Source organism: Ferrimonas kyonanensis DSM 18153 (assembly GCF_000425405.1).
GTDB classification, from domain to species: domain Bacteria; phylum Pseudomonadota; class Gammaproteobacteria; order Enterobacterales; family Shewanellaceae; genus Ferrimonas; species Ferrimonas kyonanensis.
In genome coordinates this window covers 418,844-424,482 of the sequence record NZ_KE384363.1, presented here as the reverse complement: position 1 = coordinate 424,482, position 5,639 = coordinate 418,844, and the positions used below count along the sequence as shown (strand labels likewise).

Annotated in this window: 3 protein-coding genes; 1 reads left to right on the top strand and 2 read right to left on the bottom strand. The window is 57.7% G+C overall.

The genetic code is table 11. The annotated features are described in order from the left end of the window. Nucleotides 1-166: 166 nt before the first annotated feature. Together H598_RS0115425 and H598_RS24630 are read right to left on the bottom strand one after the other, a co-directional pair. Nucleotides 167-526 (bottom strand): four helix bundle protein, encoded by a 360-nt coding sequence (locus H598_RS0115425; RefSeq protein ID WP_028113796.1) that lies wholly within the window; start codon nt 524-526, stop codon nt 167-169. A 253-nt stretch (nt 527-779) separates the two neighbouring features. After that, the gene (locus tag H598_RS24630; protein WP_051252775.1) at nt 780-2,090 is read right to left on the bottom strand and encodes a dicarboxylate/amino acid:cation symporter; all 1,311 of its coding nucleotides are present in this window, start codon (nt 2,088-2,090) and stop codon (nt 780-782) included. A gap of 339 nt (nt 2,091-2,429) precedes the next feature. Between H598_RS24630 and H598_RS24625 the strand changes: the two genes are divergently transcribed. Beyond that, entirely contained in the window at nt 2,430-5,564 is a 3,135-nt protein-coding gene (locus H598_RS24625) for an Ig-like domain-containing protein (RefSeq protein ID WP_051252774.1), read from the top strand. The last annotated feature ends 75 nt before the right edge of the window (nt 5,565-5,639 follow it).

Here is a 5,639-nt window from a genome sequence, read left to right as displayed (position 1 = left end):
CACTGGGCCCTCGCGTTCGCAAGGGCGACACGGTTGGGGTTGGTGAGTGGCTCGGGCTTGTGACTGAGAGGTATCAACGCTACGCCGAGATTTAAAGGATTAAAGATCGTGGTGGTGAGTGTCGATGTAACCCAATAGGGGCTTTGACAGGCGCTAGGGCTTAGGCTTACACCTGGCAATGCTTGGGAGGCTGAACTCCTAGTGGTAGCAGGCAACCAATCAGGTTTTGCAGGGTTTTGATCTCCTGCATCCAGCGGTGTGCTACGTGCTGCTCAACCATGGCAGTTTGACGGGCCAGTTCGGTGTGGGCGTTCAACTGGCCGAGCAGACCGTTGGCGGTCATTAGGCTGTTGGCGCAGGGCGTTTGCTCTTCGTAGCAGTGGGCAAGTTGGCTGGAAATGGCGATGACGGTAGTGGAGAGTTGCTGCCCCATGTCGGTACGTATGTCGTCCACAATGTGGTTGTGGATTTCAATCACCAGTTGGCAGCTGCGCTCCCAAACCGACAAAATGTGTACTCTTTGCATCAGGCGTCCCTCCTTGTGGATCGGCGCTGCTGTGCTAACGGGCATACCGTATTGCGGCGATAGTTGACATCGCAAGTCATCGGCTGCTGCTGGCATTGAGTCAGGCCGTCACCTACCTGTTGGCGACGCTCCGTTGTCGCCACTTAAGTGATAGTGTAGTTGAGGTTTTAGCTGTGCAAATAGAAAAGGACCCCGAAGGGCCCTTTTTTCACTATCTTTCTCCAATTAGAGGAGAAAATGGAGGCATTGGTGTTTATGCGGCGTTGCTGGGTTCGCGATCGCCCATCAGTTGTGAACCGGCATACGGGTCGTCGTACACCTCTTGTTCAAATTCGCCCTCGGACTTGGCCACAATCACGGTAACGGCGGCATCGCCGGTAACGTTGACGGCCGTACGTACCATATCCAGCAAACGATCCACACCCAAAATCAAGGCGATGCCTTCGACGGGCAGGCCCACTTGATTGAGCACCATGGCCAGCATGATCAGGCCAACACCGGGTACACCTGCGGTGCCGATGGATGCCAGGGTGGCAGTGATGATCACCATCACGTAGTCACCCAGAGTCAGGTCCATGCCAAACACCTGAGCAATAAACACCGTTGCAACCCCTTGCATGATGGCAGTACCGTCCATGTTGATGGTGGCACCCAGAGGCAGAGAGAAGGAACTGATGTTGTTGTGCACACCCAGGCGGTAGTTGGCGTTCTCAATGGTGACCGGCAGCGTGGCATTGGAGCTGGCGGTGGAGAAGGCAAACAGTTGCACGCTGCGCATCTTCTTCAGGAAGGTGATCGGGCTCAGGCCAGTGAACGCCTTCAGCAGTGTCGGATAGGTCACCAGGCCGTGCAGGAACAACACGCCCAGCACCAGGAAGAAGTATTTTACTACGCTGCCGAACGTCGCCAGTCCCAGTGTCAGGGCCAGTTTCGCCATCAGCGCAAACACACCATAGGGGGCCAGTTGCATCAGAATGGTGACCAGCTTCATTACCACGGCATTGATGTCTTCAAAGAAATCACGAATGCGGGCGCCGCGCTCACCACTTTGAGAGATGGCTACGCCAAAGATGATGGCAAACACGATGATCTGCAGCATGCTGCCTTTGGCCATGGCGTCGATGGGGTTGCTGGGCACAATGTTGACCAGAACCTGGCTGAGCGGTGGCGCAGCCTTGGCGTCAAAGGCCAGGCCTTCGGCAGCCATGGAGGCATTCCCCGGGTGCACCAGAATGGCCAGGGTGATGGCCAGGGTGATGGCGATGGCGGTGGTGGTCAGATAAAACGCCAGGGTTTTTCCACCCAGGCGCCCCAGTTTGCCAGGATCCGACAGTGAGGCCGTTCCGCAAACCAGTGAGACGAACACCAGTGGAACCACCAGCATCTTCAGTGAGGAAACAAAGATGTTCCCCACCACGCTGAACAGGCCATCCACCAGATAGGTCTCGACCACCTCGTTGCCCGGCAGCAGCACCCGCAGGAGTCCACCAAGGGCGATACCGGTTAACATACCGATCAAGATTTTGGCGGTTAGACCCATTTTCTTTTGCATCTTTTCAGACATGCAACTTCCTTTGATAATTTCTATTTTTTATTTGCGGCCTAAGCCTAGCAAGATTCTGCTGCCAGAAAAAAGAGGGCAATTGTAGAAATATGAGGCGAGTTTAGCTCAAAGTGACTTTGATGTGGGTTCATGGTGGCGAACTCGTGACAACGGATTAGTCTTAATGATAACGGATGGATAATGGAATGCGCCGTTAATGTGACAGGGAGTCATGAGATGAATTTCGCCCCTCGCCAGATTTTTGTCTGCCTATTTCTGATTTTGTTAGTGAGTTGCGGTGGTGGAAGTGGCCTTCAAGAGGACACTTCAGAGTCTTCCCCTACTAGCTATAGCCTCAGTTTGCAACTGCTCGATTCGTCGGGTAATCCCATTCAGCAGATTCCTCAGGGAGAATCGGTGCAGGCGTCCGCCTTGCTGCTGGCAGATAATTTGCCGGTATCGGGGCGGGCGGTGGCATTCTCGGCCACCTCTTCCGCCATGGAGCAGCCCATCGATGCGCAAATGACCACCGACGAACAGGGACAGGCGCGGCTGCTGTTGCCGGCGGGCAGCCTTAAAGGCAGCGGTCAGGTGTCGGTGAGCTACGGCACTTCGGCCCAGGCCAGCAGGGATTTTAACGTTGCCAGCCTAGCGATGACGTTGTCGCTTGTGGGTGCCGATGGTGCAGATGTCCGCATTGTCAGTGCCGATGGCGTTGGTCGTCTGCGGGCCAGAATCACCGATAACGGCGAGCCGCAGCCTTTTGTTCTGGTTAGCTTTCGCCTGGACAGTGTCGGGGCTCTGAACCCGGGGCTGGGAACCGCACTGACTGATGCCGATGGCATCGCTCAGGTGACGCTGTTGCCCGGCGTTAGCGCCGGAGCCGGATTGGTGTTTGCCAGTGCCGAGCATCAGGGCACCACGCTGTCTCAGAGTCTGTCGTTTTCCTCGTTGGGGGATGATGCCGGTGATGGCTCGGTGGGTGGGCAGTTGCAGCTGACACTGACAGGCAGCGTCAGTGGCAATCCGACGACGCGGGTGTCTGCCGCCGAGCCAGGGCTGATTTCGGTCAGGGTGCTGGATGAGCAGCAGCAACCAGTGGTGTCCCGAGTGGTGAGTTTTAGTAGTGGCCTGGGAAATTTGCTGCCGGCCAGTGGCACTGCGCTGACCGACAGCGATGGTCGAGCCTCGATTTTACTGCAGGCCGGCAGTGTGCAGGGGGCGGCGGAGTTGGAGGCCAGCTTTAATGGCCAGAGTGCGCGTCTCGGTTTTGTCACCTTAGGGGATGAGATCGATCCGGCGCTGGTGGTGCCCGATATCCAGGTGCAGCTGTACGATTGCCAGGACAGTCCAGGTTGGGATCGTAACCTGAAGAACTTCGAGGCCTGCACCAGTACCACCAATATTACCAATACCCGGGCGGGAATCATCGGCATTGAGGTGACTCAAAGCGGCGGCAGTCAACCCCTGGCACAGCGCCTGGTCAGTGCCACCACCAGCATCGGCGCCGTCAGCCCGGCGGCGGGCACTGCCATTACCAACGCGCAGGGGCGGGCGTTGCTGGATCTCTATGCCGATGGTGATGTGGGGGCTGGAGAGTTAACCGTAAGCTTGCAAAATCAGTCTCATACGCTGGCGTTTGAGGTAGGACGGGTCAGTGTGGATCTGGATGTTCAAACCCGTTTGGGCAAGGGGGCACTGCCTGCCGGCGGCAGCACCATTATTGAGGTGCGCATTCTCAATGGCGACGGCTCATTGGCACTGGATCAACCTCTGCAACTGGAGTTGAGTTCCCAATGCATGTCGGCAGGGCTGGCACACATCGATACTCCCATTACGACGGTCGCTGGCGTGGGCCTGGCCACTTACCGCGCGGCGGGGTGTCAGGGGCAGGACTTGATCTCGGTCAGCGCCAAGACCGGCGGCAGTACCGTGGTGGGAGAGACCGAAGTGGAGGTCAGTGCCGCGGCCATCGGCTCATTGCAGTTTCTCGAGGTGTCGTCTTCCTTGCTGGCGCTGAAGGGCACCGGTGGCATTCAGGGCGGAGGCCTGCGCAGCGAAACTTCGGTGGTGCGGTTTCGCTTGTTGGATCGCAGTGGCAACCCTGCCGGCCAGCAACGACTCTGTTTTGAGCTCAGTACCAACGTTGGCGGGTTGAGTCTGAGCCCGGACCCCCTGCCTCAGGATCTGACCGATTGCCCCAATATCGATAACAGTAGCACCGAACTGACTCAGTACGCCGTGGGCGATACCGATGCCAACGGCGAGGTGGCGGTGACCGTCGGCGCAGGCACGGTGGCCACGCCGGTGAAGGTGTTCGCCTTGTGGTCTGATCCGCAGAACCGCGACATCGTGATAGCCAATGTGTCGGATAACCTGGTGATTACCACCGGGCTGGCCGACGACAACAGCACCTCCTTGAGTGCGTCGGTTCTGAATCCGGAAGCGCTGAGTATTGACAGTCAGGAGGTGGACATTCACCTGCTGGCGGCGGATCACTTTAACAATCCGGTACCCGACGGCACTGCGGTGACGTTTCGAGCCGAAGGCGGCGCCATCGATGGCAGTTGCATCACCGGGCCTAAGGATGATCGCCCCAACCCTTCCGGCGGCTGCTCGGTGCAGTGGCGCAGCCAGAACGCCAGGCCCTTCTATGACGGTACCGCAGCAGTGTGTCCTGATGGCAGTGATGCCACGCCTCCGTGTTTAGGGGCCACATTGGAGGCGCACTACCAAGGTGTTGGTTCGGTGATTGCCGAGCCTCGTCCGGGGCGGGCAACGGTCATGGCAATGCTGATTGGTGAAGAGAGTTTTGTCGATCTAAACGGCAATGGCCTATTTGATGGTGCGCCGGAGACCTTTGTGGATTTGACTGAGGCCTTTATGGATGACAACGAGGACGGCCGCTATCGCAACTACCAGGCGGACGGCCTGGCTGCGGTAGGCAGTGTCCCGGCAGGTGCGGTGAACGAGGAGTTTGTCGATTACGATGGCGACGAGGAGTTTGATGGGGTCGACGGTGTCTATACCGGCTTGCTGTGCCACCCCGAGGCATCGTCACAGTGCGTGGATACCGGCCTGGACCTTGCTAAGGCGCAGTTGCACCTGCGCCGCAACCTGACGCTGGTGATGTCTGGCAGCGTGCCGTACGGCAAACTGCGCCAGTGGGGAAGTGGGGGCAGTTTAAACCCGGTCAGTGCCTTGGATCTGGTCACCAACAGCAAGGAGACCGTACTGCTGTTTTTGTCTGATGCGAATAACAACCCATTGCCTTACGGCACCACGATTACAGCGTCGACCTCAAACGGTGAGCTTGTTGGTGCGACCCAATACACCATGGGCAGTAGCAACTCGATGATTCCTTTGGTCTTTAGTTTTACGGTAGAGCGGGAAACTAACCCCAATGGCCGCTCCGAGGGGACATTGAGTATTCTGGTGCAAACGCCGCTCGGCAACCCGGCTTCATTTTCTGTGGCCGTTGAAGACGGTGGCTGATGAGAGGAACCCAGTGTAGTTGAGGTTTTAAAGCCACTGGGCCCTCGCGTTCGCAAGGGCGACGGTGCGAGTTGG

Bases quoted from the DNA above. Each gene is read 5' to 3' on its own strand.
- H598_RS0115425 (WP_028113796.1), bottom strand. From the start codon at position 526: ATGCAAAGAGTACACATTTTGTCGGTTTGGGAGCGCAGCTGCCAACTG.
- H598_RS24630 (WP_051252775.1), bottom strand. From the start codon at position 2,090: ATGTCTGAAAAGATGCAAAAGAAAATGGGTCTAACCGCCAAAATCTTG.